The following is a 26,997-nucleotide window of genomic DNA, read 5'->3' as shown; positions in this document are numbered from 1 at the left end:
GATGGCTATTCGCCGAGCAGCGCCTCGCGCAGGGCATCCCAGCTGTCCCGGTCGGGCGCCACGATCAGCCCGCCGCTGGTCAGGTGCGGCCCATAGGCGCTGCCGTCGAAGCGGGCGGCATAGCCCCCGGCCTCGCGGTGCAGCAGCCAGCCCGGCGCGTGGTCCCAGGGCATCAGCTTGTTGTAGAGCAGCGCATGGGCATGGCCGCCCGAGACCAGGCGGTATTCATGCGCGGCGCAGCGCAGGCTGAGGCTGGCCGCCAGCCGCGGCAGGCGGGAGGTGACGCGGGAGCGGAGCGGCTCCGCCAGCCAGCTCCAGGACACCCCGGCCACCATGCGGTTGACCGGCACCGGTGCCGCCACCCGCAGGTCCCGCCGATGCCCGTCCGGGGCCTCGATCCAGGCCCCCTCCCCGCGCAGCGCCATGGCGGTGTCGTCGCCGAGCGGATCGTGGATCCAGCTCGCCACGATCTCGCCCCGCACCATCGCGGCCGCCATGCAGGCGAAGAGCGGCAGGCCGGCGGCGAAATTGGCGGTGCCGTCGACGGGGTCGACCACGAAGGACAGCTCCACCCCAGCGATCCTGGTCAGCAGGGAGGGATCGGCCGCGCAGGCCTCCTCCCCCACCACCACGCAGCCAGGGAAGCGGGCGAGCAGGCCGGCGGTGATCATCCGCTCGGCCGCCTCGTCGGCATCGGTCACCAGGTCGAGCGGGCCGGACTTGGTCCGGATCTCGGCGGTGGCCAGGCGGCGGAAGCGCGGCAGGATCTCCGCCCGCGTCGCCTGCCGCAGCAGCGCCGCGACCTCGCCCATCGTCCGGGCATCGAAGCGCTGCGTCATGCCGGGGGCTGCTCGAAGCGGGCGCGGTCGGAGGCCGAAAGCCGCACCGTCACCTGCACGTCGTTGTCGGTATCCGCACGCTCGATGATCTCGCCATGGCGATAGAGCCAGGCGAGCCGGGCCCCGTCGCCGGCGGGAATGGCATAGCGCACGACCTCCATATTGGCGGAAAGCCGGGCGTCGAGCGCCTCGAGCAGCCCCGGCAACCCCTCCCCGGTGATGGCGGAGACTGCGATGGCATCGTCGCCTTCCATCGCCGCGCCGGGCACCGATCCGACGCCGCCGAGCAGGTCGGCCTTGTTCAGCACCTCCACCACCCGGCGCTGCCAGCCCTCGTCGAGCGGCGCATTGGCACCCTCGGCCATCTCCTCCAGCACTTTCAGCACGTCGCTGCGCTGCGCCGCGGTATCGGGATGCGCCACGTCGCGCACATGCAGGATGATATCGGCCGAGGCCACTTCCTCGAGCGTCGCCCGGAAGGCCTCGACCAGCTGGGTCGGCAGCTCGGAGATGAAGCCGACGGTATCCGAGAGGATGGCCCGCCGCCCGGAGGGCAGCCGGATGCCGCGCATGGTCGGGTCCAGCGTGGCGAAGAGCTGGTCCTGGGCATAGACGCCGGCGCCGGTCAGCGCGTTGAACAGCGTGGACTTGCCGGCATTGGTATAGCCGACCAGGGCGATGACGGGATAAGGCACCTTCTCCCGCTGCCGCCGGTGCAGCCCACGGGTGCGGCGGACCTGCTCCAGCTCCTTCTTCAGCTTCACCATGCGGTCGGTGATGAGCCGCCGGTCGATCTCGATCTGCGACTCGCCGGGGCCGCCGAGGAAGCCGAAGCCGCCGCGCTGCCGCTCGAGGTGGGTCCAGGACCGGACCAGCCGGGTGCGCTGGTAGTCCAGATGCGCCAGTTCGACCTGCAGCGCGCCTTCCTTGGTCCGCGCCCGCTCGCCGAAGATCTCGAGGATGAGGCCGGTGCGGTCGATGACCTTGCAGCGCCATTCCCGTTCGAGGTTGCGCTGCTGCACCGGGCTCAGCGCCGCATCGACGACGACGACGGCGACCCGCTGGTCGTCGATCGCCTGCTTGGCCATCGCCACCTGGCCATCGCCCAGGTAGGTGCTCGGCCGCCGCTCCCGCAGCGGCACGATCGCCTGGTGGACGATGGTCACGCCGATGCTCGCGGCGAGCCCTACGGCTTCCGCGAGGCGTGCTTCGGCAGCCCTGGGCGCAGCATCCTGGTGGAGGCCGGTGCTGCGCGGGTGCTTCTCGAAGGGCAGGATGACAGCGGCCCGGGTGGGGCCGGTATCGGAGCCGTCGCCGCGATCATTCGCTGGCGCGGGCAGCCCAGGCTCAGTCTCCGCCGACAGGATTGACCTCACGGTTCATGGTCAGGGTGTTGCCTTCCCGCGACACGGTGCTCACCGGTGCGCCTTCGCGCGCCGCGGCCGTCGCATCGAACAACTGGATCGGCGCGCCCGGCATGACGGTGCTGATGGCGTGCTTGTAGACCAGCTGGGTATGACCGTCCCGACGCAGCAGGACGGAGAAATTATCAAACCAAGTGATAATTCCTTGCAGTTTAACACCATTCACGAGGAAAATCGTGACCGGAGTCTTGCTTTTGCGAACGTGGTTCAGGAACACATCCTGCACGTTCTGGGACTTCTCGGCTGCCACGGCACGGTCCTTCTTTTTGTTGACGCCCACTCTTCGGGTGAACGCCGTAACGGGTTTACCCCGCTGAAGACTGCACCATCCAATGTTGATGCGGGGTTTGCAAGCGATGCCAGACCCTCACCGAGGGCATGGCAGACTCCCTTGCCAATGCCTGGGGCATCCCCCCGGCATTCAGCCCCGCAGATAGGCAGTCAGCGCCATCGCATCGGAAAATGCAAATTCCGGCGCCGCCGCCGCCACCCCGCCATCATGCGCCGCATCGCCCAGCAGGACGGGGGTGCAGCCGGCATTCCGGGCCGCCTGCATGTCGAGCGCCGTATCGCCGACGTACCAGACCGCCGGCCCCGCGGCGAGGCCGAGCGCCGGCAGGGCCAGGGCGAAAGGCGCCGGATCCGGCTTGTCCGCCGCCGCATCCCCCGCCCCGACGAGGCTCCGGAACTGCCCGGCCCAGCCGAGATGCTGCGCCTCGGCCCGCAGCAGCGGCCCCTGCTTGTTGCTGATGACCCCCTGCGGCAGGCCGAGCGCGGTGACGGCGGCGATGACCTCCCCCGCCCCCGGCATCGGCGTCAGCACGGCAAGGTGATGCGCCCGGACCTCGGCGTAGAAGACGTCGCGCGCCGCTTCCCAGTCGCTGCCGAAGATCTCCGGGAAGGTTTCCCGCAGGGACCGGCGGACCCGGCCGCGCACTTCCTCCAGCGTCCATTCCGGCAGGCCGAAGCGGGTGAAGGCGGCATTCAGCCCGGCGGCGATGGCGAGCCAGCCATCGACCAGGGTATTGTCCCAGTCCCAGAGGATGCCCCGGGGAAGCGCCCTGGGCTGCCTCATGCGGCATTCCTGCGGTCGCCCTGGACATGCCGGGCGAAGATCTCGAACAGCCGCCGCACGACAGGGCCCACCTTGCCATCCCCGACCGGCACGCCGTCGAGGGCCACGATCGGCTTCACGAAGGAGGTCGCCGAGGTGAGGAAGGCTTCCCGCGCCGCGCGCGCCTCCGCCAGGGTGAAGGCGCGGTCCTCGAAGGGGATGCCGGCGGCCGTCATCTCCGCCATCAGCGCCGCCCGGGTGCAGCCGGGCAGGATGACATGGTCGAGGTGCCGCGTCCGCACCACGCCCTCGGCATCGACGATCCAGAAGGTGGTGGCGGCGCCCTCGGTCACCAGGCCGGTGGCCTCGTCGTAGAGGATGGCCTCGATCGCCCCCTGCTCGCGCGCCGCCTGGCGGGCCAGGCAATTCGGCAGCAGGTTGATCGTCTTGATGTCCCGCCGCGCCCAGCGCAGGTCCGGCAGGGTGATGGCCTTGGCGCCCCAGCGATCCACGCTGACGGGATAGGGGGCGATCCGCTTGACCGTCACCACCAGCGCCGGCGCCGGGTGCCCGGCCGGGAAGGCATGGTCACGCCGCGCCACGCCGCGCGTCACCTGCATGTAGAGCAGCCCCTCGGTGACCCGGTTGCGCCGCGCCACCTCGGCCAGCACATGCCGCAGCGCCGCGCGGGACATCGGCATCGGCAGCCGGATCTCGGCCACCGAGCGTTCCAGCCGGGCGAGGTGCAGGTCCTCGTCCACGAAGCGCCCGGCGTAGAGGTGCACCACCTCATAGATGCCGTCGCCGAACTGGTAGCCGCGGTCCTCGATGTTCACTTCCGCCAGCCGCTGATCGACGTAGCGGCCGTTGACATAGGCAATGCGCGACATGAAGGACCCCGGTTTACCGAGGCCCGACCATGTCACAACCCGCTGTTCGCGGGCACCCGGTCCTCCGCATGCACGCCGAGGAATTTCAGCTTCCGGTGCAGCGCGCTGCGCTCCATGCCGACGAAATTGGCGGTGCGGCTGATATTGCCGCCGAAGCGCAGCAGCTGGGCCTCGAGGTACTGCTTCTCGAAGAGCTCCCGCGCCTCGCGCAGCGGCAGGGTCATGATCTCGGACGACCGGTCCAGCTTCAGCATGGCCGGCGCGGCGGAACCCACCTCGGGCGGCAGCATCTCGGCGCGGATCGGCTCCCGCGCCTCGCCCGGCGCCATGATCAGCAGCCAGTCGATCAGGTTGCGCAGCTGCCGGACGTTGCCCGGCCAGTCATAGGCCTGCAGCGCCGCCATGGCATCCTCGGCCAGCTCGCGGGACGGCATGCCGGAGGTCTCGCCCGAGCGGGTCATGAAATGCCGGGCCAGCGCCGGCACATCCTCCCGCCGCTCCCGCAGGGCGGGGATCTTCAGCGGCACCACCGCCAGGCGGTAGTAGAGATCCTCGCGGAAGCGCCCGGCGGCGATCTCGGCCTGCAGGTCGCGGTTGGTGGTGGCGATGACCCGCACATCCACCTTCACCCGGGTCGCCCCGCCGATCCGCTCGAAGCCCTGCTCCTGCAGGGCCCGGACGATCTTGCCCTGGGTCTCGAGCGGCATGTCCGCCACCTCGTCCAGCAGCAGGGTGCCGCCATGGGCACGTTCCAGCACGCCGGCGCGGCGCGGCGCGGCCAGGGCATCCGCCCCGGCTTCGAGGCCGAAGAGCTCCTCCTCGAAGCGGGCGGGATTGAGGGTGGCGCAGTTCAGCGCGACGAAGGGCCCATCCGCCCGGCGGGACCGGGCATGGATCATCCGCGCCGCCACTTCCTTGCCGGCGCCGGCCGGGCCGGTGACCAGCACGCGGCTGCCGGTCGGCGCCACGCGGTCGATCGAGGCCCGCAGCTGGGCGATGCCGGCGGAAGTCCCCACCAGCTCGGATTCCGGGCCGGCGCGCAGCCGCAGCTCCGAATTCTCCCGCCGCAGCCGCGCCGCCTCCAGCGCCCGCGCGACGATCAGCAGCAGCCGGTCGGAGTTGAAGGGCTTCTCGATGAAGTCGTAGGCGCCCTGCTGGATCGCCCGCACCGCCGTCTCGATCGTCCCATGGCCGGAGATCATGACGACCGGCATCTGCGGTTCCTCGCGATGGATCGCCGCGAGGATGCCCAGGCCATCGAGCTTCGAATTCTGCAGCCAGATGTCGAGCACGACCATGGACGGTCGGCGCTGCTTGAAGGCCGCCAGCGCCTGGTCCGAATTCGCCGCCTGCCGGGTTTCGTAGCCTTCATCCGACAGGATCCCCTCGATCAGGGCCCGGATGTCCGGCTCGTCGTCCACGATCAGGATTTCATGCGCCATGCGCGCGCCTCATGCTGCCATCCGGCCCAAAGTCAGGGGACATGTCGTTCGCCTCAATCTCCGTGCCGGCGGGTCGGTCCGTTGGTCGGTCACTTGGGCGGTCCGTCCCGGCACGCCACGGCAGGGTCAGCACGGCCCGGGCCCCGCCGCGCCCGGCGGCATCCTCCCGGGGCCGGTCTTCCAAGCCTAGCCTGCCTCCGTGGTCCTCCATGATCTTCTTCACGATGGCAAGGCCGAGACCGGTGCCTTTCGGCTTGTGGGTGACGTAGGGCTCGGCCAGCCGCTCCCGCTCATCTCCCTGCGGCAGGCCGATTCCATCATCCTCGATGGCAATGGCGACCGTCTCCTCGCCCGGCTCGATGCGCACGATTATGTGTCCGAGCGTGCCGGGGAAAAGCTGGGCGGCCGGCAGGGCGGCCGATTCGTCCTGCGGCTGCTCGGCCTGGGCCCGCATGGCGATCGCATCGGCGGCGTTCATCAGGAGGTTCGTCAAGGCCTGTCCCAGCAACCGGCGGTCACAGGGGACCACGGGACCCCTAACCCCGCCCTCCTCCGGCAGTTCCACCCGGTAGGCAATGCCCGGATGCGCGTCCCGCTGCAGCACCAGCGCCTCCCGCAGCACCTGGGACAGGTCCTCGGGCCGGATCACCGGCTGGGGCATCCGGGCGAAGGCGGAGAACTCGTCCACCATGCGGCCGATGTCGCCGACCTGGCGCACGATGGTATCGGTGCAGGCGACGAAGGTCTCGGGATCGTTGGTGATCTGCTTCAGGTAGCGCCGCTTCAGCCGTTCCGCCGAAAGCTGGATCGGGGTCAGCGGGTTCTTGATCTCATGCGCGATGCGCCGGGCGACATCGGCCCAGGCCGCCTTGCGCTGGGCGCTCAGCAGCGCGGTGATGTCGTCGAAGGTCAGCACGAAGCCGGCGATCTCGCCCCCCGCGTCGCCGCCCAGGCCCTTGCCCGGCCCATGCCGTTCCTCGCCGATCTGCGCCAGCAGGGTGCGGCGGTTGCTCGGCGGGCCGATGCGGATCTCCGCGGTGCGGGTCCGCTCGCCCAGCCCGTCGGCGGCCGGGCCATCGGCGGCCGAGAGGCTCCCCGGCGCCAGCAGCTCGGCGAATTCCGGCACCACCTCGGCCAGCCGCTGGCCGATGGCGGCATCGAGGTCGAGGCCCAGCAGCTCGCTCGCCCGGCGGTTCGGCAGGTTGATGCGGCCATCGGTCTCGAGCCCGACCACCCCGGCGGAAACGCCGGCCAGCACCGTCTCGGTGAAGCGGCGGCGGTCGTCGATCTGGCGATAGGCCTGCAGCAGCTCCGACCGCTGGGCGGCAAGCTGGTTGGTCATGCGGTTGAAGGCGCGGGCGAGGCTGGCGACCTCCTCGTCCGCCGCGCCCTCCTCCACCCGGGTCGAGAGGTCGCCGCCGCGCACCCGCTCGGCGGCGACGATCAGCCGGCCGATCGGCCGGGCGAGCTGGTTGGCCAGCACCAGCCCGATCAGCACCGCCGCCAGCAGCACCAGCAGCGCGGCGATGGCGAAGATCATGACGAAGGTGACCTGGAGGCCGGAGCGGTTGTTGTCCAGCTCCACGTATTCGGCGACCGCCTGTTCCACCGAATGCTGGTGCATCAGCACGGTGGTATCCAGCGGCCGGCCGATCAGCAGCATCCAGCCCTGGCCGAAGTCGAGCGCCACGACGGCCCGCACCCGGTCATCCGCCGGCAGCACCGCGACCTCGCCGAGCCGGGCGGCGGAGATGGCATCCTCCGGCGGCGGGTCCAGGGTGAAGCTGGTGGTATAGCCGGCATGGGCGATGACCTGCAGCGTCGCCGGGTCGAAGACCACCGCCTCGGTCAGGTTGCGCAGTGCGGTATGGGTCGCCAGGACGCGGGCGAAGGCGAGGCCGTTGTCCGGCAGCAGCACCCGCGCGCGAGAGAGGTCGGCGGCCATGGCCAGGGCGTCGCCGCGGATGGTGTTGCGATGCTCCTCCAGATAGCCGCGGCTGGCCTGCAGGCTGGCCTCCAGGGTGCCGCGCACCCGGTCGCTGAACCAGGTCTCGATGCCGAGGTTGAAGAACAGCGCCGCGAAGGCGGCGACGAGCATGGCCGGCACCACCGCCACCACGCCGAACAGCAGCACCAGCCGGACATGCAGGCGGGAGCCCGCCGAGCCGCGCCGGCGCTCCGCCCAGACCCGCACCAGCCGCCCGGCCAGGGAGGCCAGCAGCAGCAGCAGCACCGCGAGGTTGACCAGCACGATGCCGACCACGATGCCGGGCCGGGTCGGGCCGAAGGGGCTGCCATCCGACAGGACGGAGAAGGTGGCGATGCCCAGCACCAGGGCGCCGACCGCGAGGCCGAGGGTCATCCCCCGCCCGAGCAGCCGATCCGCCACCCGCCGCAGCAGGCCGCGGCGCTCGACCGGCGTCTCCCCCGGCCCCGGCTCGCCGCCCCGGGGCAAGCGGCCCTGGCCAGCGGCAGCGGGCGCGCGGCGGCGGAAGCGCATCAGCCGAGCCCGCGTACCACCGGCAGGTCCAGCTCCCGGATCTTCTTGCGCAGCGTGTTGCGGTTCAGCCCGAGCATGGCCGCGGCCTTGATCTGGTTGCCGCGGGTCGCGCCCAGCACCAGCCGCAGCAGCGGCCGCTCGACCTCGGCCAGGACCCGGTCATAAAGGTCGCGCACCGGCATGCCGTCCTTGTGGGCGGCGACGAAGGCCTTGAGGTGGCGCTCCACCGCCTGTTCCAGCGTCTCCGGCCCGCGGGTGCCGGCCTCGGTCGGCGGCTCGGCCTCGGACAGCTCGGCGCCGACCGCATCGGCGTCGATCGTCTCCTGCGCATAGAGCGCGGCCAGCCGCCGCATCAGGTTCTCCAACTCCCGCGCATTGCCCGGCCAGGAATGCTGCTTGAGGCGGTCCAGCGATTCCGGGCTGAGCTGCTTGGAGGGCAGGCCGGAGGCCTTGGCGCGGTCGAGGAAGTGGCGCGCCAGCAGCGGGATGTCCTCCAGCCGCTCCCGCAGGGGGGGCAGGCGGATCGGCACGACGTTGAGGCGGTAGAAGAGATCTTCGCGGAACAACCCCTGCCGGATGGACTGGCGCAGGTCGCGGTGGGTCGCGGCGACGATGCGGACATTCGCCTTGATCGGGTTGCGGCCGCCGACGGTGGTGAACTCGCCCTCCTGGAGGACGCGCAAAAGGCGCGTCTGGGCCTCCGGCGGCATGTCGCCGATCTCATCCAGAAACAGAGTGCCGCCAGCGGCCTGCTCGAAGCGGCCGATACCGCGGTTGAGCGCGCCGGTGAAGGCACCGCGCTCATGCCCGAAGAGCTCGCTCTCGATCAGCTCGCGCGGGATGGCGGCCATGTTGATGGCGACGAAGGGGCCGCCCCGCCTACGGCCGTAGTCGTGCAGGGCGCGGGCCACCAGCTCCTTGCCGGTGCCCGACTCGCCGGTGATCATCACCGTCAGGTCGGTGGTCGTGAGCCGGGCGACGGTGCGGTAGATCTCCTGCATCGCCGCGCTGCGGCCGACCAGCGGCAGGCGCTCCTCCGGCTCCTCCTCCTCGGCCGGCGCCGGGGCCTGCGGCGCCGCCAGGGCGCGCTCCACCACCGCCAGCAATTCCTTCAGATCGAAGGGCTTGGGGAGGTATTCGAAAGCGCCGCGTTGGGCGGCCTTCAGCGCCGTCATGAAGGTCGACTGCGCCGACATCACCACCACCCGCAGGTCGGGGCGGATGCGCTTGATGCGGGGGACGAGGTCCAGGCCATTCTCGTCCGGCATCACCACGTCGGTGATGACCAGGTCGCCCTCGCCGTCCTCGACCCAGCGCCAGAGGGTGGAGGCGGAGGAGGTGGCGCGCACCTGATAGCCGGAGCGCCCGAGCGCCTGGCTGAGCACGGTGCGGATGGCCCGGTCGTCGTCGGCGATCAGGATGGTACGGCTATCGGTCATGAACGGTCCTTGGCGCGCGACGCATCGGCGCCGCGAAAGCTGGCGGGCGGCATCGCCAGCGAGAGGCGGAAGATGGTCCGGCCGGGCCGGCTGTCGCATTCGATCAGCCCGCCCTGGTCGGCGACCAGCTTGGCCACCAGGGCGAGGCCGAGCCCCTGCCCGCCCCGCTTGGTGGTCACGAAGGGCTCGAACAGGGTGGCGCGGACCGGCTCCGGGATCCCCGGCCCGTTGTCGCGGACGATGACCTGCAGCGGCACATGTACCCGCTCGTTGCTGCCGGGCACGGCGATGCGGACGCCATGGTGATAGGCGGTGGCGAGGACGATCTCGCCGCCAAGCGGATCAACGGCTTCCGCGGCATTCTTCACCAGGTTCAGCAGCAGCTGCACCAGCAGGTCCCGGTTGCCCCAGACCAGCGGCAGGGAGGGATCGTATTCCTCCACGATGCGGAGATGCGCGGCGAAGCCGGTCTGGGCGACGCGGCGGACATGGTCCAGCACCTGATGGATATTGACCGGGGCCAGCTCGACCGGGCGGTCGGAGAACATGTCCAGCCGCTCGACCAGGTTGCGGATGCGGTCGGCCTCGTCCTGGATCAGCACGCAGAGCTCGCGGTCGGGCTCGCTGGCATTCTGCTCCAGCAGCTGGGCGGCGCCGCGGATGCCGGACAGCGGGTTCTTGACCTCATGCGCCAGCATCTCCGCCATGGCGGAGGCGCCGCGCGCCGCGCCGAGGAAGTTGAGCTGGCGGTTCATCATCTGCGCGGTGGAGCCGTCCTGCAGCGTCAGCACCACGGCGCCCGGCATCTCCGGCAGTGGCGCGCCGTGGGCGGCGACGCCGCGGCGGTTCAGCCGCGGGCTGTCCAGCACCAGGTCATGGTCGGAGACCGGCGCCTCATGCTGGCGGACCTGGGCCAGCAGGGCAAACAGCCGGCTGTCCGGCGGCAGCAGGTCGCCGAGCCGCATCGCCGCCAGGGTGGCGAAGGACAGGTGGAAGAAGAGCTCCGCCGCCTGGTTGGCGTAGCGGAAGCGGTCCTCGGCATCCAGCACGACGGCCGGCATCGGCAGGGCGGCCAGGATGGCGGCGCAATCCGGCAGCGGCGCCGGCAGTGCCGGGGCGATGGGCAGCCGCGGCTGGCGCGTGCGGGTGGCGAAGGCGCCGCTCATGCCGCGATCTTTTCGCCCGCATGGCCGAGGGCATGGAAGCGGGCGCGGGCGGCCTCCAGCCCCAGGTCCAGCAGCGGGCGGTAGAAGCCCTCGATCCGGGCGGCGACCTCGGCCGCGGTATCCACCTGGTTGATGCCGGAGCGGAACTCGGCGGAACCCGGCAGGCCCTTGGAATACCAGGCGATATGCTTCCGCGCGAGGCGGACGCCGGTGATGGTCCCGTGGTGCGACAGCATGTCGGCGTAGTGCTCCAGCAGGGTCGCCAGCTGTTCCGCAAGGCTTGGCTCGGCCGGCTCCTGGCCGGTCGCCAGGTAGTCCGCGACCTGGCGGGGGAACCAGGGGCGGCCGTAGCAGCCGCGGCCGATCATCACCCCATCGGCGCCCGAAAGGCGCAGCGCCTCCGCCGCATGCTGCGGGCTGAGGATGTCGCCGTTGACCAGGACGGGGATGCGGACCGCATCCTTGACCAGCCGGACGAAGCCCCAGTCGGCGGTGCCGGTATAGAGCATCTGCCGGGTGCGGCCGTGGATGGTCACCAGCCGGATCCCGCAGTCCTCGGCGATGCGGGCCAGCTTCGGCGCATTGAGCGAGCTGTGGTCCCAGCCCATCCGCATCTTCAGGGTGACCGGGACCGATACCGCCTTGACCACCGCCTCGAGGATGGCGGCGGCGCGGAGCTCGTCCCGCATCAGGGCGCTGCCGGCGGACTGGCCGACCGCCACCTTCTTCACCGGGCAGCCGAAGTTGATGTCGATGATGGCGGCGCCACGGTCGGCGGCGAGGCGGGCGGCCTCAGCCATGACGGCCGGCTCGCAGCCGGCGAGCTGCACCGCGGAGGGGGCGCCGAAGCCATCGACCTCGGCCATCTTGAGGGTCTGGCGATTCTCCCGGACCATGGCCTGGGAGGCGATCATCTCGCTGACCACCATGCCGGTGCCGAGGCGCCGGGCGAGGCGGCGGAAGGGCAGGTCGGTCACGCCGGACATCGGCGCGAGATAGACCGGCACCGCGATCGGGACGTCGCCGACCATGATCGGCGGCAAACCGCTCGCTTCAACGGCAATTGTGGCCGCGGGGGCCTGAGGGGCGGGCATGTCGATGCTCATGATTTGGGCAAAATAGGGGAAGTCGGCGCTTTCGGCAACGCGCCTCCGGCAGAAAGGCGAGAGACGTCCCAATTTGGTGCATCGCGGCGTCCAGCCGGGGGCGGGGATTCCGCAGGGAGGCCATCTGGGCTAGCCTGCCGGGGATGAGCATCGCCGCACTCCTGATGGCCGCCGGCAGCGGCACGCGCTTCGGCGCCGCCCTGCCGAAGCAATACCTGCCCCTGCTGGGCCGCCCCGTCATCCGCCACGCGGCGGAGGCGCTGCTGGCCGAGGGCGGGGTGACCCTGCTGCTGCCGGTCTGCGCCGCCGGCGAGGAGGCGCGGGTCGCCGGGCTGCTGGAGGGCCTCCCCGGGGTGCTGCCGCCCATCGCCGGCGGCGCCACCCGCCAGGCCAGCGTCCGCGCCGGGCTGGAGGCCCTGGCGGCGCATGCGGCACCGCCCGCGGTGGTGCTGGTGCATGACGCGGCACGGCCGGTGGTGCCGGCCGGGACCATCCCGGCGCTGCTGGCGGCGCTGGACGAGGCCGAGGGCGCGATTCCCGCCCAGCCCGTGGCCGATACGCTGAAGCGCGCGAGCGAGGGCAGGATCGAGGCGACGGTGGCGCGGGCCGGGCTGTTTCGGGCGCAGACGCCACAGGCCTTCCGCTTCCCGGTGCTGCTGGCGGCGCATCGGGCGGCGGCGGCGGAGGCGACCGACGATGCGCAACTGCTGGAACTCTCCGGGTCGGCGGTGCGGCTGGTCCCAGGATCGGAGACGAATGTGAAGATCACCTTTCCCGAGGATCTGGACAGGGTGGCCGCCCAGATGGGCCAGCGGATGCTGCTGCCGCGGATCGGCACCGGCTTCGACGTCCACCGGACCGAGGTCGGGCGGCCGATGGTGCTCTGCGGCATCGTGGTGCCCTGCGAATTCGGGCTGGAGGGGCATTCGGATGCGGATGTCGGCATCCATGCCCTGTGCGACGCGATCTACGGCGCCCTGGCGGAGGGCGACATCGGCCGCTGGTTCCCGCCCAGCGAGATGCAGTGGAAGGGCGCCGACAGCGCGCAATTCCTGACCCATGCGGCGTCCCGGGTGGCGGCGCGGGGCGGGGTCATCGCCAATGTCGACGTGACCATCCTCTGCGAGCGGCCGAAGATCGGGCCGCACCGGGAGGCGATGCAGCTACGGCTGGCTGAGCTGCTGGGCGTCGAGCCGGGCAAGGTAGGCGTGAAGGCGACGACGACAGAACGGCTGGGCTTCACCGGCCGGGGCGAAGGGATTGCGGCCCAGGCGGCGGCGATGGTGCTGCTGCCGGGCTGAAATCGGGCGGATAAACTCTGCTAAATTGCGCTAAATCCGGCTCAATTCGCTAAAATTCCGCTCAATTCCGTAAAATTCGCCTCAAATTTTATGAGTTTCGACCTCAGGAACGCCCCGTAAGCCATTGTTCCTGCAGCATTGCTGCCAGGGGCATCCGGTCGCCAGGGGGGCTTCCTGGCCGACCCGGCCCGCCAAGGGCGAGAAAGCCCCCTTGGCAAGGTCGGATCAAATCACGAACGATTGCGAAACGCAACGTCTCAGCGATTGGCCGCCTTGTGCGTGCCGACATTCTCGTTCCATTCCACCGGCATCCCGTCCCAGCTCGCCAGCGGCTTGCCCGGCCATTTGCGGCGGAGGTAGACGACGAAGCCATCGGCGGTCGCCTCGACATAGCCGGACTTGCCATCGGTCAGGCGGAGGTGCTCGGCCAGGGCGGCGGCCTGGTCCTGCATGTAGCTGTCGGTCATCGGGACTCCCTCGGCGGCATGGCGATTGCTGGATCATGCCATGAAACGTCGCACCCTGCTTGCTGTTGCCACCGGCCTTCCCGCGGCTGCCCTCGCCCAAGGGGGCACTGCCTGGCCCGACCGCCCGGTCCGCATCGTCATCCCCTTCCCCGCCGGCGGGCCGACCGATGTCGCGGTGCGGCTGCTGGCGGAGGCGCTGAGCCGGCAGCTCCCGCAGCGGGTGGTGGTGGAGAACCGGCCCGGCGCCGGCTCCATCCTCGGGACCGAGGCGGTGGCGCGGGGGCCGAGGGACGGCTCCGTCTTCCTGACCGCGACGGTCGCCCATGCGGTCAATCCGGCGCTGTACCGGACGCTCTCCTTCGACCCGGTGGCGGATTTTCGCGGCGTCGGGCTGATCGGCACGGTGCCGCTGCTGCTGGTGGTGCCGGCGGCGAGCCCGGCACAGGACCTCGCCGGGCTGCTGGCGATGCTGCGGGAGCGGCCGGGCGGCCACGACTACGGCAGCGCCGGCAACGGCTCGGCCCAGCACCTGGGCGCGGAGCTGCTGCAGGCGATGGCCGGGGTGCAGGTGAACCACATCCCCTATCGCGGCAATCCGACGGCGCTGACCGACCTGGCGGCGGGGCGGCTGACCTTCGTGGTCGAGAGCATGGCGACCACCCTGCCGCAGGTCCGCGGCGGCACGCTGCGCGCCCTGGCGGTGACGGCGCCGGAGCGGGTCCCGCTGGCGCCCGAGATCCCGACGGTGGCGGAGACGATCCCCGGCTATGCCGCCTGGACCTGGAACGCCATCCTCGCCCCCAGCGGGACACCGCCAGCGGCCATCGCCGGGATGCATGCGGCGATGGCCGCGGTGCTGGCCGAGCCGGCGCTGCAGGCCCGGCTGGAGGAGCTGGGGCTGGCGCTGCGGCCGGGGATCACCCCCGCCGGGGTGGATGAGTTCATCGCCGCCGAGGCGGTGAAGTGGCAGGGGCTGATGCGGGCGGCGGGGGTCCGGGCCGACTGATCAATCGGCCTGCTGCGGCGCGACCGTCTGGCGCTGGGCCGCAGTCTCGGCCGCCTCGGCGAGGCCGGTGACGGTGGCGGCGACGGCGGCCTCGGTCGCGGCGTCATCCTGCTGCGCGGCATCGGCGCCGAGCGGGGCGGTGAATTCCACGCAGGCGACGACCTGGGCCAGGTTCACCGTGGCCTCGACCGCGCCGGGCACCGGGGCGCCGAGGTAGTGCTTGGATTGCCAGGCGGTATCGGCCCGGGCGGGGACGCCGGCGTGGTCGAGCTGGACATCGAGCAGGATGGTGCCGTCCGAGCCGAGGTGGGCGGCGCGCAGCGCGGCGACGCGGAGCACGTCCCCGGTGGTCAGCAGCAGGCCGAAGGCGCCCTGCCGGGCGCCGAGCATGCGGCGGGCGAACCAGGCCGGCAGCAGATGGGTCTCGGTCGCGGGGTCGGCCACATGGGTCCAGGTGGGCATCGGGGTCAGGCGTCCTCGGGCTCGGGTTCGGTCGGCAAGGGCGATGGGGTGGCGGGCGGTTCGCCGGGCAGCGGCAGCGGCGGCTCGAGCGGGCGTTCCGGCGGCGGGTCGGCGTCTGGCGTCATGGCGGGCATGCGGCCTCCGGTCCTGGTTTCCGGGCACAACGCCGGGGCGGGCGATCTGTTCGCCGGGGGCTTTTGCCGGCCTCGGGCGTTCGACGCGGGCGAGTTCCAGGAGATAAGTCATGGCGGAGCTGACCGAGGCGATGCGCGCGGCGCTGGCGGCACTCGCCGCCCGGCATGGGGTGAGCCCGGAGGCGGCGCAGGCGCTGCTGCGGGCGGTGGCGGAGGGCGGCGGCCGGATGGCGCAGTTCAGCCATCCGGAGCTGGGCGGGCCGGGGCAGTGGATGGCCGGCGGGCTGACCATGGTCGGCGACATGTTCAACCCGGCGCTGCGGGCGCGGGTGGAGGCGCTGGCCCAGGCGGCGGCGGCGCTGCTGCGCGAGGCCGTCGCACCTCAGGATGGCGCCGGGCCGGAGGCGCCGTCCGAACCGGGAATGCCCGGGCCGGAGTTGGCCGGGCGGGACGTGGCGGGGCAAGACCTGGCCACGCCGGCACCCGGCCCTTTGCCGGTTGCCGATCCGCTCGGCCTGATCGAGCGGCTGGCGGTGCTGCATCGCCAGGGGGTGCTGACCGCGGAGGAATTCGTGGCGAAGAAGACGGAACTGCTGGGCCGCCTCTAGACCATGCCCGGCGCCGGCAGACGCAGCCGGCATGGTCCGACTTTTCGTGTTCTCGCGTGATTTACGTCTGTCGGTGATTGCACCTCAGACGATCACGCTCCAGGCCGGCGGCCCGTCGCCGGCCCTCAGCTCACCCGTTCGAGCACGCTGACGTAGTTGGCGACCGCGGCGCCGCCCATGTTGAAGACCCCGCCGAGGTCGGCCTTGGGCAGCTGCAGCGCGCCGGCGGTGCCGGTGAGCTGCATCGCCGTCAGCACATGCATCGAGACGCCGGTCGCGCCGATCGGGTGGCCCTTGGCCTTCAGCCCGCCGGAGCGGTTGACCGGCAGGCGGCCGTCGGCTGCGGTCCAGCCCTCCAGCACCGCCCGCGCCCCCTGCCCTTCCGGCGTCAGGCCCATCGCCTCGTATTCGATCAGCTCGGCGATGGTGAAGCAGTCATGCGTTTCGACGAAGGAAAGGTCGGTGACATTGCCGAGGCCGGCCTGCGACAGGGCGCGGGACCAGGCCTCGCGCGGGCCCTCGAAGCGGGTGATGTCGCGGCTGGCGATGGGCAGGAAGTCGTTCACCTGCACCGCGGCGCGGAAGCGGACGGCCTTGGCCATGGCCTTGGCCGTCTCGGCATCGGTGACGATCATGGCGGCGGCGCCGTCCGAGACCAGGGAGCAGTCGGTGCGCTTCAGCGGCGGGGCGACGAAGGGGTTCTTCTCGCTCTCGGCCCGGCAGAAGGCGAAGCCGAGGTCCTTGCGCATCTGCGCCCAGGGGTTGTCGACGCCGTTCTTGTGATTCTTCGCGGCGATGGCGGCCAGCGCATCGGACTGGTCGCCGTGGCGCTGGAAATAGGCCTCGGCGATGCGGCCGAAGACGCCGGCGAAGCCGCCGCGGATATCCTGCTCGGTCTTGCGGTAGCTGGCGTTGAGCAGGATCTCGCCGACCTGCGGGCCGGGCGTCGCGGTCATCTTCTCGGCGCCCAGCACCAGGGCGAAGCGGCCGCGCTTGGCGGCGAGGAAGTCGAGCGCGCCGTGGATGGCGGCCGAGCCGGTGGCGCAGGCATTCTCGTAGCGGGTGATGGGCTTGAAGCGCAGCTCCGGGATGGACTGCAGCACGAGGGAGGCGGGGAAGCCCTGGTTGGTGAAGCCCTCGCCGAAGACGCCGAGGAAGCCGGCATCGACATCAGCGGGGGTGATGCCGGCATCCTCGATGGCGGCGCGGCCGACGCGGGCCAGCAGGCTCTCGATATCCGGGTCCTCGAGCTTGCCGAAGGGGGTATGGGCCCAGCCCACGATGCAGGCGTCGAGCATTTCGGCCATGACGGTTCTCCTCGGGTTTCGGGGGAGGATAGGCGCCCCCGCCCGGCCCGGCTAGCGTGGCGCAAAGGACGGAGGGAATGCGATGAGCTGGCAGGCCGAGCTGGACGAGTTGGCGGCGCGCGAGACGATGGCCCGGGCCATGGGCGGGCCGGAGAAGGTGAAGCGCCAGCACGACGGCGGCCGGCTGACGGTCCGTGAGCGGATCGATGGCCTGCTGGACGACGGCAGCTTCCACGAGGTCGGCGCCATCGCCGGCAAGGCCGCCTATGGGCCGGATGGCAGGCTGGCGGAGTTCACCCCCTCCAACTGCGTCATGGGGCGGGGGCTGGTCGATGGCCGGCCGGTGGTGGTGGTCGGCGACGACTTCACGGTGCGGGGCGGCAGCGCCGATGCGACCATCCGCGACAAGCCGATCATGGCGGAACGCATGGCCGGGGAGCTGCGGCTGCCGATCATCCGGGTGATCGAGGGCTCGGGCGGCGGCGGCTCGGTCAAGACCATCGAGACGACGGGGCGGGCGAACCTGCCGGGCGGCGTCGGCGGGACCTGGCTGTACCACCACACCGGCGACAACCTGTCGCGCGTGCCGGTGGTGGGGCTGGGGCTGGGCTCGGTCGCCGGGCTGGGGGCGGCGCGGCTGGCGGCGACGCATTACTCGGTGATGACGAAGGAGACCTCGGCGATGTTCGTCGCCGGGCCGCCGGTGGTGAATGCGCTGGGGTCGAAGAAATACACCAAGCAGGAATTGGGCGGCTGGGAGATCCAGTGCCGGGCCGGCGCGGTGGACCATGCGGTGGACAGCGAGGAGGAGGCCTTCGCGGCGGCGCGGCGCTTCCTCTCCTACCTGCCGAGCTCGGTCTTCGAGGCGGCGGAGCGCGGGCCCTGCGCGGATGACCCGGCGCGGGTCGAGGAGAGCTGGCTGTCGGCCATCCCGCGCGACATCCGCAAGCCCTACAAGGCGCGGCCGCTGCTGGAGAGCATCTTTGATGCCGGCAGCGTCTTCGAGATGGGGCGGCTCTACGGGCGGTCCGTCATCACCGCCTTCGCCCGCCTCAATGGCCTGCCCGTCGCGGTGATCGCCGGCGACCCGATGCACTACGCGGGGTCCTGGACCGCCGATGCCTGCGCGAAGATCATCCGCTTCGTCGACCTCGCCGATACCTTCCACCTGCCGGTGGTCCATATGATGGACTGCCCCGGCTTCATGATCGGCCTCGAGGCGGAGCAGCGGGCGACCATCCGCTGGGGCGTGCGGGCGATGGCGGCGATCAACCAGTCCTCCATGCCGTGGTGCACCGTCATCCTGCGCAACGCCTTCGGCGTGGCGGGGGCGATCCACCAGCCGGCGGGGCGCTACTCGATCCGCTATGCCTGGCCCTCGGCGCGCTGGGGGTCGCTGCCGCTGGAGGGCGGGATCGAGGCGGCGTACCGCGCCGACATCGACGCGGCGGAGGACCGGGGGGCGAAGCTGGCGGAGATCGAGACGCGGCTGCAGCTGCTGCGCAGCCCGCTGCGGACGGCCGAGGCCTTCTGGGCGGAGGAGGTGATCGACCCGCGGCAGACCCGGCGGCTGCTGGTCGAGTTCGCCGGCTATGCGGAGAAGCTGCGCGGGGCCGGGCAGACGGCGCGGGGGATCCGGCCCTGACGCCGGGTGGGGCGCCGGGGGCGTGGCGGCGCTGGGTCGGGCTCGGCGTGCTGGTGCTGCTGCTGGGGCTGGCGATGCGGGCGGCCTGGGTGGGCTGGGTCTCGGTGGGGGATACCGAGGTCAGCGGCCATGGCTTCCTGGCGCTGGCGCTCGGCATCTTCTTCAGCCTGGCGGTGGCGGGCGGGCTGGTGGCGCTGCTGCTCTACAGCCGCCGCAACGGCTACGACCAATAGGGCTGGCGTGCAGCGGGAGAAGCGGGGGGGAGCCTTCTCCCCCCGCCCATCCCGGTCAAAGCTCGGCGCGCACCAGCCGCGCCGCCGCGACGAGGTTCTCGAGCGCCGGCCTGACCTCCGCCCAGCCGCGGGTCTTCAGCCCGCAGTCGGGGTTCAGCCAGACCCGCTCCGGTGGCAGGTTGCGCAGCGCGAGGCGCAGCAGCCCGGCCATCTCGCCGGCATCCGGCACGCGCGGGCTGTGGATGTCCCAGACGCCGGGGCCGATGCCGCTGGGCCAGTCGAACTGCTCGAAGGCCGTGAGCAATTCCATCCGGCTGCGGGCGGTCTCGATCGAGATGACGTCGGCATCCATCGCGGCGATGGCCTCGATGATGTCGCCGAACTCGCTGTAGCACATGTGGGTATGGATCTGCGTCTCGTCGCGCACGCCGGCGGCCGAGAGGCGGAAGCAGGCGACCGCCCAGCGGAGGTAGTCGGCGCGGTCGGAGGCGCGCAGCGGCAGGCCCTCGCGGAAGGCCGGCTCGTCGATCTGCACGATGGGGATGCCGGCGGATTCGAGGTCCAGCACCTCCTCGCGGATGGCGAGCGCGATCTGGCGGCAGACCGCCTCGCGCGGGATGTCGTCGCGGACGAAGGACCATTGCAGCATGGTGACCGGGCCGGTGAGCATGCCCTTCATCGGCCGGTTGGTCAGCGACTGGGCATAGGCGCTCCAGCGGATGGTCATCGGCTCCGGGCGCGTCACGTCGCGCCAGATGATCGGCGGGGCGACGCAGCGGCTGCCGTAGCTCTGCACCCAGCCGTGCCTGGTGAAGGCGTAGCCGGCGAGGCGCTCGCCGAAATACTTCACCATGTCGTTGCGCTCGAACTCGCCATGCACCGGCACGTCGATGCCGATGCTGTCCTGCCAGCGGACGCTTTCCGCGATCAGGTCGCGCATGGCGGCCTCGTACCCGGCCTCGTCCAGGGTGCCGCGGGCGAGGCCGGCGCGGGCGGCGCGGACCTCCGCTGTCTGGGGGAAGGAGCCGATGGTGGTGGTCGGCAGCGGCGGCAGGTTGAGGCGGGCCTGCTGCGCCGCGGCGCGGGCGGGGTAGGCGCTGGCGCGGTGCTCGGCGGCGGGGCCGAGGTCGATCGGCGCGGCTGGGGGTTCGGCGCGGCGCTCGGCGGCGATGCGGTCGCTGGCGGTCAACGCCTCGGCGACGGCGGCCTCGCCCTCATCCATGGCGCGGGCGAGCGTCGCGACCTCGGCCAGCTTCTCCTCGGCGAAGGCGAGGCGGCGGCGCAGCGCCGGGTCGAGCGCGGTCTCCTCGCGCAGGCTGTGGGGGACGTGCAGCAGCGAGCAGGAGGGGGCGACCATCAGGCGGCGGGCGCCGCCGGGGCGGAGCGCGGCCTGGGCCAGCAGGCCGAGGGCGGCGCGGAGGTCGGTGCGCCAGACGTTGCGGCCATCGACCACGCCGAGCGAGAGCCATTGCTCCGGCCGGGCGAGGCCGAGTGCGGCCTCGAGCTGGCCGGGATCGCGGACCAGGTCGAGGTGGACGCCGTTGACCGGCAGGCCGAAGGCCAGCGCCATGTTGTCGCGCAGGCCGCCGAAATAGGTGGCGAGCAGCAGGTCGAGGCCGGGGGCGGCCTCGGCGAGCGCCGCGAAGGCGGTGCGGTAGGCTTCGGCGGCGCCGGGCGGCAGGTCGGTCACCAGGCAGGGCTCGTCGATCTGCACCCAGGCGGCGCCGGCCTCGGCCATGCCGCGCAGCGCCTCGGCATAGGCGGGGAGGATGGCGGGCAGCAGGTCGAGGGCGGCGCTGCCGTCGGTGGTCTTCGACAGCAGCAGGAAGGAGACCGGGCCGAGCAGCACGGGGCGGGTGCGGCAGCCGGATTCCAGGCCCTCACGCACGGCATCGGCCCAGGGATTGGCGGTCAGGGCGAAGCGCTGGCCGGCGGCGAGCTCGGGGACGAGGTAGTGGTAGTTGGTGTCGAACCACTTGGTCATCTCGAGCGCGCTGGACGCGTGGTGGCCGCAGCAGGACTCGGTTCTGCCGCCGCGGGCCAGGGAGAAGTAGGTCTCCAGCGAGACCGGCCCCTCCCCCTTCCAGCCATGGCCGGGGGGGATGGCGCCGAGGGCGCAGGCGGTCTCCAGCACGTGGTCATACAGGGCGAAGTCGCCGCCCGGGATATGGCCGATGCCGGCGCCCTGCTGCAGCCGGCGGGAGGCGGCGCGGAGGCCGGCGGCGGTGGCGCGCAGCTCGGCCTCCGGGGTCTTGCCGGCCCAGAAGGATTCGAGCGCGGCCTTCAGCTCGCGGCGTGGGCCGATGCGGGGATAGCCGAGGTTGGCGGCGATGGTCATGGCTGTCGCGTGCTCCGCCCCCGGTGCACCCAGCCCGGCGGAAAAGGTTGCGGCCCCCGGTTCGGGGTGGCCGGCGATGGCAGGTCTCCTGGCTTGCGGGTCGTCGCTGCCGGCCTGGCCTTCCCACATGGCGGACCATGCAGTGGCGTGTCCCCGAAGCGTGGGGAGGCCGGCGGCTCACCGCCTACAGTTGCTGGGGCAGCCGCCGACGAGATCGGCGTTCCCTTTTCACCCGCTCGCGCGGGACCATCGCGATATAAACATATCCTTATGGATTTTGCGGCGCAAGGGGTCGCGGCATGCGGCTTGACGCGGCGGCAGCGGCCGGCCATCTCGGAGGCGGTTCATGCTCGCCCGCCTCCTCCGGCTCCGCTGCTGCCGCATCCTCGCCCTTCTGGCCGCCTTGCTGGTGGCTGGGGTGCTGCCGCATGGGCATGCGGAAGCGGCCATGGCGGCGGGCTGTGAGCAGGCCATGGCGGACCAGGGCAACGTGCCGGCGCCGGACAAGGCGGCGCCGGCGCATTGCGGGCTCTGCCATGCGGTGCGGGCGATGCTGCCGCTGCCGGAAGGCGCCGGCGTGCCGGGCGTGATGCCGGGCGAGGCGCTGGCCCTGGCGATGGCGGCGGCGCCGGAGGGCCTGCCGGGCGGCGTGCCGGCGCGGCCACCGCGAGTCCCGACGATCCTCTAGCCGCGGCCTGTCGAAGGACGGGCGCGGTCGGTCGCGTCCCGCTCCCTGTCTGCAAGGCCCAGCATGTCCCCCCTTCCCGTCCCGCGCGCGGCTGCCTGCCTGCGTGCCCTTGTCTGCGTAGTCCTTCTCTCCCTGGCCGCGCCCGTCGCGGCGCATGAGGGGCATGACGAGGCGGGCGAGGCCGCCGCCCCGGCCCGGCCGCGCGTCGCGGTGCATTCCGAGCTCTATGAGATCGTCGCGGTGCGGGAGGCGCCGGACCGGCTGCGCCTCTGGCTCGACCGCTTCGAGGGCAATGCGCCGGTGACCGAGGCGCGGCTGGAGGTGGCGATCGGCGAGGAGACCGTCGCGGCCGAGGCGGAGCCGGATGGCACCTGGCGGCTGGTCTCGCCGCTGCTGGCACGGGCCGGGGTGCCGCTGGAGCTGGTCTTCGCCATCCTCGGCGGGCCGGAGGGCGATGACCTGCTGAGCGGCAGGCTGCCGGCGCTGCCCGCGCCCGACCCGCATGAAGGCCCCTTCGAGGACCCCTGGCACGCGGCGCGGGAATGGCTGGCGCATCGGCCCTGGCTGGTCGCCGGCGGCGGGATGCTGGCCGGGCTGGCCGCGGGGCTGGCCCTGGCGCGGCCGCGCCGGCGGCGGCGGGTGGCCGTCGCGGCCGCGCTGGCGCTGCTGCTGGCCCCGGCGGGGGCGCGGGCGGATGCGGGGCACGACCATGCGGAGGATGCGGCGCCGGCGGGCACCATGCTGGATGCGCCGGTCCGGCTGCCGGATGGGCGGGTCTTCCTGCCCAAGGTCAGCCAGCGGCTGCTGGAGCTCCGCACCCAGACCCTGCGCGAGGGCGCGGCCTCCCGCACCGTCACCCTGGTCGGCCGCATCGTCGCCGACCCGAATCGCGGCGGCGTCGCGCAGAGCCTGGCCGGCGGCCGCATCGCCCCGCCGGAGGGCGGGCTGCCGCGGCTCGGCCAGCCGGTTCGGCGCGGCCAGGTGCTGGCGGTGGTGGAGCCGGCCATCCCGGTCGCCGACCAGACCACCATCGCCGAGCGCTCGGGCGACCTGGCGCAGCAGATCGCGACCGCCGAGGCGCGGCTGGCCCGCGCGCGGAACCTGGCGGCCTCGGGCGCCGGGACGCGGGTGATGGTGGTGGATACCGAGATCGAGCTGGAGGGGCTGCGGCGGCGGCGGGTGCTGCTGGCGCAGAACCGGGTGGCGCCGGAGGAGATCCGGGCGCCGGCCGATGGCGTCATCGCCAGCGCCCGGGCGGTCGCCGGGCAGGTCGTCGCGGCGCAGGACGTGCTGTTCCAGATCGTCGATCCCGGCGGGCTCTGGGTGGAGGCGCTGGTCTTCGGCGGCGATGCGGCGATGGACCTGCGCGGGGCGAGCGCCTCGGTGCGCGGCGGGCCGCCGATGCGGCTGGAGCTGCAGGGCTTCGGCCGGGCGGTGCAGCAGGGCGCGACGCTGGCGCAGTTCCGGGTGGAGGCGCCGGCCCCGGGCCTGTCGCTGGGGCAGCCGGTGACGGTGGTGGCGCAGGTCTCGGAGCCGCTGGTCGGGCTGGTGCTGCCGCGGGCGGCGGTGGTGCGGGCGGCGAATGGCGAGCCGGTGGTCTGGCGGCATGTGGAGCCGGAAACCTTCGCCGCCGCGCCGGTGCGGGTGGAGCCGCTGGATGCGGCGCGGGTGCTGATCGCCGCGGGCCTTGCCGCCGGGGAACGGGTGGTGGTGCAGGGCGCCGGCCTCCTGAACCAGGTGCGCTGATGATGCGGCCGATTCACGCTTCCGGCGCTGCGCGCCGTCACCGATCGGAGCGCTGAGCCATGTTCGCGCTGTTGGTTTCCGCCAGCCTCCGCAGCCGGATGCTGGTGCTGATCGCCGCCGCCCTGCTGGTCGGCTATGGCGTGCTGGTGTTGCCGCGGGTGCCGGTGGATGTCTTCCCCGACCTCAACCGCCCGACCGTCACCCTGCTGACCGAGGCCGAGGGCCTGGCGCCGGAGGAGGTGGAGCGGCTGGTCAGCTTCCCGCTCGAGACGGCGATGAACGGGATGCCCGGCGTGATGCGGGTGCGCTCGGTCTCGGCCGTCTCGCTTTCCATCGTCACCGTCGAATTCGACTGGTCGGCGGAGCTGTATCGCGCCCGGCAGCTGGTCGCGGAGCGGCTGTCGGTGGTGCGGTCGGCGCTGCCGGCCAATGTCGCGCCGGTGATGGGGCCGGTCAGCTCCATCATGGGCGAGATCATGCTGGTCGCGGTCCGCGCCGAGGGGCTGAGCCCGATGCAGGCGCGGGAGGCGGTGGATTTCACCATCCGGCCGCGGCTGCTGGCCATCCCCGGCGTCGCGCAGGTCATCCCGATCGGCGGCGAGGTGCGGCAGTACCGGGTCTCCCCCGACCCGGCGGCGATGCTGGCGCTGGGGGTGAGCGCGGCGGAGGTGGAGGCGGCGGTCGCCCGCTTCGGCACCAATACCGGCGGCGGCTTCGTCGACCAGCGCGGGCGGGAATATCTGATCCGCAACCTCGGCCTGACCCGGCGGCTGGAGGATCTGGCGGATACGCCGGTGGCCCAGCGCCCGGGCGCGCCGACGCCGATCCTGCTGCGGCAGGTGGCGGCGGTGGAATTCGCGGCGCGGCCGAAGCGCGGCGATGCCGGCTACCAGGGCGGGCCGGCGGTGATCTTCGGCGTCCAGAAGCAGCCGGGGGCGGATACCATCGGGGTCACCCGGGCGGTGGAGGCGGCGCTGGCGGCGCTGCAGCCGGGCCTGCCGCCCGGGCTGGACGCGAGCCGGGTGCAGTTCCGCCAGGCGGATTTCATCGCCACCTCCATCGCCAACGTGGAGCGGGTGCTGCTGGAGGCGGCGGCCGTCGTCGCCGTGGTGCTGCTGCTGTTCCTGCTGGATGTCCGGGCGACGGCCGTCTCGCTCGTGGCCATCCCGGTCTCGGTGCTGGCGACGGTGGTGGTCTTCCACCTCGCCGGGCTGACGATCAACACCATGACCCTCGGCGGGCTGGCGATCGCCATCGGCGAGCTGGTGGATGACGCGGTGGTGGATGTGGAGAATATCCTCCGCCGGCTGCGGGAGAATGCGGCGCGGGCGATGCCCCGCCCGGTGCTGGCGGTGGTGGCGGCGGCGAGCCAGGAGGTGCGCTCCGGCATCGTCTATGCGACGGCGGTGGTGGTGCTGGTCTTCCTGCCGCTGTTCGCCCTGCCGGGGATCGAGGGACGGCTCTTCGCCCCGCTCGGCGTCGCTTACATCGTCGCCATCCTCGCCAGCCTGCTGGTCTCGGTGACGCTGACGCCGGTGCTGGCCTATTGGCTGCTGGGCCATCGGCCGGCGGCGGCGCATCGGCCCGACAGTTTCGTGCTGCGCTGGGCGAAGCGGCTGAACCGGGCGGCGCTGCTGCGGGCGCTGGCACGGCCGCGGCTGGTCTTCGGCGCGGTGGCGCTGCTGTTCCTCGGCGCGGCCTGGGGCGCGACCCTGCTGCCGCGCGCCTTCCTGCCGGCCTTCAACGAGGGGACGGTGCTGGTCGGCGTCAGCTTCCGCCCCGGCATATCCCTGGCCGAGAGCGCCCGGCTGGGCGCCGTCGCGGAGCGGCTGGTGGCCGGGGTGCCGGAGGTGGTCTCGGTCGGCCGCCGCACCGGCCGGGCCGAGCTGGACGAGCATGCCGAGGGCGTGCACGTGAGCGAGCTGGATGTGGCGCTGCGGCCCTCCGGCCGCGACCGGGCCGCGGTGCTGGCGGATCTTCGCGCCCGGCTGGCGCCGCTGCCGGCGGCGATCAACCTCGGCCAGCCGATCCAGCACCGGCTGGACCACATGCTCTCCGGCGTGCGGGCCGAGGTGGCGGTGAAGCTCTTCGGCCCGGACCTCGACAGCCTCGGCACCCTGGCGGAGGGGCTGCGGGCGCGGCTGGCGGGCATCGCCGGGCTGGTCGACCTGCAGGTCGAGCGGCAGGTGCGGATCCCGCAGCTCCGGGTGGTGCCGGATTATGCCGAGGCATCCTTGTACGGGCTGACGCCGGCGGCGCTGACGGCGGCGCTGGAGGGGCTCTCGAACGGCCGCATCGTCAGCCAGATCCTCGACGGGGTGCGGCGATTCGACGTGGTGGTGCGGCTGGCCGACAGCGACCGCACGACCGAGGGCCTGGGCGAGCTGCTGGTGGCGACGCCGCAGGGCCATGTGCCGCTGCGGCTGGTCGCCAGCATCGAGGAGGTGGACGGGCCGAACCAGGTGCTGCGGGAGGGCGGGCAGCGGCGCATCGTCCTTTCCGGCAACGGCGACGGGCGGCGCGACATGGCGGCGATCGCCGCCGAGCTGCGCGCCGTGATCGCCGGCTTCCCGCTGCCGGCCGGCTATGCGGCGGTGCTCGAGGGGAATTTCCGGGCGCAGGAGGAGGCGATGCGGACCATCGGGCTGCTGTCGCTGGTCTCGCTCGCGCTGGTCTTCGTGGTGCTGCGGCAGCGCTACCGGTCGGCGGCGCTGGCGCTGGTGGTGATGGGGAATATCCCCCTCGCGCTGATCGGCAGCGTGGCGGCGCTGTGGCTCGCCGGGCTGCCGCTGTCCGTCGCCTCCATGGTGGGGTTCATCACCCTGGCGGGGATCTCCGCCCGCAACGGCATCCTGAAGGTCAGCCACATGCTGAACCTGGCGCTGCACGAGGGGGTGCCCTGGGGCCGGCGGCTGCTGCTGCGGGGCAGCGGGGAGCGGGTGGCGCCGGTGCTGATGACGGCGCTCTCGGCCGGGCTGGCGCTGGTGCCGCTGCTGTTCGGCGCCGGCGAGCCGGGGCGGGAGATCCTGCACCCCGTCGCGGTGACGATCTTCGGCGGGCTGGTCAGCGCGACGCTGCTGGATGCGGTGCTGACGCCGCTGCTGTTCCGCCGCATCGGGCGCGCCGCGCTCGGGCGGCTGCGGGCCGAGGGGGATGCGGTGCCCCCGGGCCGACTGGTCGAATCCTTCTGAGAACAGGGAGA

General features: G+C 72.5%; 22 protein-coding genes and 1 riboswitch. Of the genes, 8 read left to right on the top strand and 14 right to left on the bottom strand.

The window, feature by feature from the left end:
- Positions 1–5 precede the first annotated feature (5 nt).
- The 10 genes from AC0IW9_RS16720 to dusB all read right to left on the bottom strand — a co-directional run bounded on the left by AC0IW9_RS16720 (position 6) and on the right by dusB (position 11,848).
- Complete coding sequence (locus tag AC0IW9_RS16720) at positions 6–839, bottom strand: inositol monophosphatase family protein (RefSeq protein WP_471649412.1); 834 nt, start codon at positions 837–839, stop codon at positions 6–8.
- The gene (gene hflX / locus AC0IW9_RS16715) at positions 836–2,179 is read right to left on the bottom strand and encodes a GTPase HflX (protein WP_471649436.1); all 1,344 of its coding nucleotides are present in this window, start codon (positions 2,177–2,179) and stop codon (positions 836–838) included. Before hflX ends, AC0IW9_RS16720 begins: the two co-directional genes overlap by 4 nt.
- 7 nt (positions 2,180–2,186) lie before the next feature.
- The gene (gene hfq / locus AC0IW9_RS16710; protein WP_471649411.1) at positions 2,187–2,513 is read right to left on the bottom strand and encodes an RNA chaperone Hfq; all 327 of its coding nucleotides are present in this window, start codon (positions 2,511–2,513) and stop codon (positions 2,187–2,189) included.
- A 171-nt stretch (positions 2,514–2,684) separates the two neighbouring features.
- A complete protein-coding gene (locus AC0IW9_RS16705; RefSeq protein ID WP_471649410.1) occupies positions 2,685–3,338 on the bottom strand; it encodes an HAD family hydrolase in 654 nt (217 codons plus the stop codon).
- On the bottom strand, positions 3,335–4,207 hold the full coding sequence (locus AC0IW9_RS16700; RefSeq protein WP_471649409.1) for a D-amino-acid transaminase: 873 nt from the start codon (positions 4,205–4,207) through the stop codon (positions 3,335–3,337). The genes AC0IW9_RS16705 and AC0IW9_RS16700 overlap by 4 nt, the downstream gene beginning before the upstream one ends.
- A gap of 32 nt (positions 4,208–4,239) precedes the next feature.
- Entirely contained in the window at positions 4,240–5,649 is a 1,410-nt protein-coding gene (gene ntrX, locus AC0IW9_RS16695) for a nitrogen assimilation response regulator NtrX (protein ID WP_471649408.1), read from the bottom strand.
- Positions 5,639–8,149, bottom strand: coding sequence for a sensor histidine kinase NtrY-like (locus tag AC0IW9_RS16690; RefSeq protein ID WP_471649407.1), 2,511 nt, complete (start codon positions 8,147–8,149; stop codon positions 5,639–5,641). Before AC0IW9_RS16690 ends, ntrX begins: the two co-directional genes overlap by 11 nt.
- On the bottom strand, positions 8,149–9,588 hold the full coding sequence (ntrC, locus tag AC0IW9_RS16685; RefSeq protein WP_471649406.1) for a nitrogen regulation protein NR(I): 1,440 nt from the start codon (positions 9,586–9,588) through the stop codon (positions 8,149–8,151). Before ntrC ends, AC0IW9_RS16690 begins: the two co-directional genes overlap by 1 nt.
- Positions 9,585–10,754, bottom strand: coding sequence for a two-component system sensor histidine kinase NtrB (locus AC0IW9_RS16680; RefSeq protein WP_471649405.1), 1,170 nt, complete (start codon positions 10,752–10,754; stop codon positions 9,585–9,587). The genes ntrC and AC0IW9_RS16680 overlap by 4 nt, the downstream gene beginning before the upstream one ends.
- Complete coding sequence (dusB, locus tag AC0IW9_RS16675) at positions 10,751–11,848, bottom strand: tRNA dihydrouridine synthase DusB (protein WP_471649404.1); 1,098 nt, start codon at positions 11,846–11,848, stop codon at positions 10,751–10,753. The genes AC0IW9_RS16680 and dusB overlap by 4 nt, the downstream gene beginning before the upstream one ends.
- Positions 11,849–12,003: 155 nt before the next feature.
- On the opposite strand from dusB, the gene AC0IW9_RS16670 reads away from it, so the two are divergent.
- Complete coding sequence (locus AC0IW9_RS16670; protein WP_471649403.1) at positions 12,004–13,161, top strand: bifunctional 2-C-methyl-D-erythritol 4-phosphate cytidylyltransferase/2-C-methyl-D-erythritol 2,4-cyclodiphosphate synthase; 1,158 nt, start codon at positions 12,004–12,006, stop codon at positions 13,159–13,161.
- Between the two features lie 257 nt (positions 13,162–13,418).
- Here the strand turns inward: AC0IW9_RS16670 and AC0IW9_RS16665 are convergent, their stop codons facing one another.
- Positions 13,419–13,628, bottom strand: a complete 210-nt coding sequence (locus AC0IW9_RS16665; RefSeq protein ID WP_471649402.1) for a hypothetical protein — start codon at positions 13,626–13,628, stop codon at positions 13,419–13,421.
- Between the two features lie 40 nt (positions 13,629–13,668).
- Here AC0IW9_RS16665 and AC0IW9_RS16660 point away from each other — a divergent pair, with 40 nt between their 5' ends.
- Complete coding sequence (locus tag AC0IW9_RS16660) at positions 13,669–14,634, top strand: Bug family tripartite tricarboxylate transporter substrate binding protein (RefSeq protein WP_471649401.1); 966 nt, start codon at positions 13,669–13,671, stop codon at positions 14,632–14,634.
- Here the strand turns inward: AC0IW9_RS16660 and AC0IW9_RS16655 are convergent, their stop codons facing one another.
- Positions 14,635–15,096: a hypothetical protein gene (locus tag AC0IW9_RS16655; protein ID WP_471649400.1), complete on the bottom strand. Its 462-nt coding sequence runs from the start codon at positions 15,094–15,096 to the stop codon at positions 14,635–14,637.
- A gap of 244 nt (positions 15,097–15,340) precedes the next feature.
- Between AC0IW9_RS16655 and AC0IW9_RS16650 the strand changes: the two genes are divergently transcribed.
- Positions 15,341–15,838 carry an SHOCT domain-containing protein gene (locus AC0IW9_RS16650; RefSeq protein ID WP_471649399.1) on the top strand — a complete coding sequence of 166 codons (498 nt, stop codon included), beginning with the start codon at positions 15,341–15,343 and terminating at the stop codon, positions 15,836–15,838.
- A gap of 125 nt (positions 15,839–15,963) precedes the next feature.
- Here the strand turns inward: AC0IW9_RS16650 and AC0IW9_RS16645 are convergent, their stop codons facing one another.
- On the bottom strand, positions 15,964–17,145 hold the full coding sequence (locus tag AC0IW9_RS16645; RefSeq protein ID WP_471649398.1) for an acetyl-CoA acetyltransferase: 1,182 nt from the start codon (positions 17,143–17,145) through the stop codon (positions 15,964–15,966).
- A gap of 82 nt (positions 17,146–17,227) precedes the next feature.
- Here AC0IW9_RS16645 and AC0IW9_RS16640 point away from each other — a divergent pair, with 82 nt between their 5' ends.
- A complete protein-coding gene (locus AC0IW9_RS16640) occupies positions 17,228–18,790 on the top strand; it encodes an acyl-CoA carboxylase subunit beta (RefSeq protein WP_471649397.1) in 1,563 nt (520 codons plus the stop codon).
- Between the two features lie 47 nt (positions 18,791–18,837).
- Positions 18,838–19,023 carry a hypothetical protein gene (locus tag AC0IW9_RS16635; RefSeq protein WP_471649396.1) on the top strand — a complete coding sequence of 62 codons (186 nt, stop codon included), beginning with the start codon at positions 18,838–18,840 and terminating at the stop codon, positions 19,021–19,023.
- A 55-nt stretch (positions 19,024–19,078) separates the two neighbouring features.
- On the opposite strand, the gene metE is transcribed toward AC0IW9_RS16635, so the two are convergent.
- Positions 19,079–21,361, bottom strand: coding sequence for a 5-methyltetrahydropteroyltriglutamate--homocysteine S-methyltransferase (metE, locus tag AC0IW9_RS16630; RefSeq protein WP_471649395.1), 2,283 nt, complete (start codon positions 21,359–21,361; stop codon positions 19,079–19,081).
- Positions 21,362–21,422: 61 nt separating this feature from the next.
- Positions 21,423–21,627: riboswitch (cobalamin riboswitch) on the bottom strand.
- Between the two features lie 80 nt (positions 21,628–21,707).
- On the opposite strand from metE, the gene AC0IW9_RS16625 reads away from it, so the two are divergent.
- The 3 genes from AC0IW9_RS16625 to AC0IW9_RS16615 all read left to right on the top strand — a co-directional run bounded on the left by AC0IW9_RS16625 (position 21,708) and on the right by AC0IW9_RS16615 (position 26,986).
- On the top strand, positions 21,708–22,049 hold the full coding sequence (locus tag AC0IW9_RS16625) for a hypothetical protein (RefSeq protein WP_471649394.1): 342 nt from the start codon (positions 21,708–21,710) through the stop codon (positions 22,047–22,049).
- Positions 22,050–22,112: 63 nt separating this feature from the next.
- On the top strand, positions 22,113–23,795 hold the full coding sequence (locus AC0IW9_RS16620; RefSeq protein WP_471649393.1) for an efflux RND transporter periplasmic adaptor subunit: 1,683 nt from the start codon (positions 22,113–22,115) through the stop codon (positions 23,793–23,795).
- A gap of 59 nt (positions 23,796–23,854) precedes the next feature.
- A complete protein-coding gene (locus AC0IW9_RS16615; RefSeq protein WP_471649392.1) occupies positions 23,855–26,986 on the top strand; it encodes an efflux RND transporter permease subunit in 3,132 nt (1,043 codons plus the stop codon).
- Positions 26,987–26,997 lie beyond the last annotated feature (11 nt).

The sequence above is a fragment of the Belnapia sp. AC561 genome, assembly GCF_979252845.1.
The sequence above is the reverse complement of the archived record's forward strand: the minus strand, read 5'-3'. Positions and strand labels throughout refer to the sequence as shown.